The organism is Methanobrevibacter sp., from assembly GCF_045541095.1.
Taxonomy (GTDB): domain Archaea; phylum Methanobacteriota; class Methanobacteria; order Methanobacteriales; family Methanobacteriaceae; genus Methanocatella.
On the sequence record NZ_JAZQIJ010000129.1, the window covers coordinates 1 to 1794 of the forward strand.

Consider the following 1794-nt stretch of genomic DNA (forward strand, 5'->3'; position numbering starts at 1 on the left):
ATATATGCCAAATAAGCGGCTCCACCACCATGTGCTCCTTGCAGATTGCTCCCGAAGACAAATATTTCACCCGGACGCAATTCAGTGATTCGATTGGATGTTGTTCTTGTTTCCATCATTTTTTGTTCTGACTGAGTATTGGAACAAAGGTAATGATTATCTTTCATTGATTTCACAAAAAATGTTTTTTCTTCTTCAAGAACTTCAGATGTATTATGAATCAATAAGTTACACTGCAGTTCCCGACTGAATTTCAGTCGGGAAATCTAAAAAACATTGATTTGGTAAAATTGTATATATTCTTGTCCTCAAAATTATAGGATGTATCTATTTATGAATTATTCTTTTTCTATTCGCAAAGTAACAAAGAAGCCGACACATTCTTTAATCCGTGTCACGAATCGGTTAAACTAAGACACAAATCAGCTGATTTTAGTCACGGTTTGGTTAATCCGTGACACAGATTAAGTTATAGATGCAGTCGAAAACAAGTTTATATTCTTGTCTTTCCATGTTTTATCCAGGAATTTTGAAAGAAGTTTGAGACAAACGAAAAGAAATGATGAATGGTACTAAAAGGAATTTTTTCGCAATAGGTGAAATTTAGGAACTTCAGTTGGGAACGGCTGTGTAATACGTTGATGATCAGAGAGTCTGAACTTCCTGATAATGTAAAAATCATTTTTATTCTTTTATTTAATCATCTAATTTCAATCCTCGGACGATACGGAGCAATAGTAGGATTCGAGAAATTACCATTTCTTATCTCTCTTTTAAAAGAATTGTCACGGAATATTTCATAAAGCAATCCGCCTACATCCAAACCAAATTTTGCTCCATTATTGAATTTGAAATAAGGCACGGCAATGGGTATGGTTTCCCAACCACCTCGAAGCGGATTATAATGACGTTGTACCCCCATTTCCATTCCAAAACGTTCGGATACTTCCATACCTATTGTCCCTCCAAAGTGATAGTTCTGTCCACCAGGCACATATCCTGAATGGTATCCACCGAAGACATTGAATGTTAAACGGTCGTTTGCCTGATAAGAAAGAGTTCCTGACGTTCCAAACGATTGACCCGTGAAATAACTCATGTGCATCTTATTGACATCTATTCCTACCGAAAATGTCCATCGAGGACTTAAAAAATGGACATACGTCAATGAAACATCATTACTTCGTCCAATTCCAGGAAGACTCTTTTGATTCCCGGCTCCCATCAGCATTCCATACCGATGAGTAAACAAGACTCCATTGGTATCAAAATCCCCCTTGAACATAGGAGAAGGATTGGTATAATAAGGAATCATCAACGAAGGTTTTTGGAAATGAAACGTAATGGAAGAATCTGATGGAAGTGTTTTCTGCAAAGATAGATTCATCGGTTCGTTTGCAGGAAATAAAAGTGGAACGATCGACATTTCACCTGATGTTTCTTGCATCATTCGTAAACTATCCCGAACAATACGCAAAGTGTCTTCTTGTGCCCAAATATTAAAAGCAAAAGAATACATCAGTAGAAACGTAACAATTCTTCCCTTCATACAATTATGATTATATTGGATAACAAATATATGTTGTTCTATCTAATTCAACAAACAAATCATAATCAAAATAAGCTCAATTAAGAAAACGAAACCAATAGATTACCATAATTTGCCAAAAGACCTTGCATAAGAAAAACATAGTCGGTACTTTTGCGTTAAATAGATTAAAGACTAAATAATTGTATGAAAACACTTTCGCTTTTGTTGGCTGCTTTTCTGATAAGCAGCTTTATCACTTCATG

The 1794-nt window shown here is 35.5% G+C and carries 1 protein-coding gene; it reads right to left on the reverse strand.

Annotated elements, in window-relative coordinates:
* Nucleotides 1-700: 700 nt before the first annotated feature.
* Entirely contained in the window at nt 701-1252 is a 552-nt protein-coding gene (locus tag ACKI2P_RS05470; RefSeq protein ID WP_407375756.1) for a hypothetical protein, read from the reverse strand.
* Between the last annotated feature and the right edge of the window lie 542 nt (nt 1253-1794).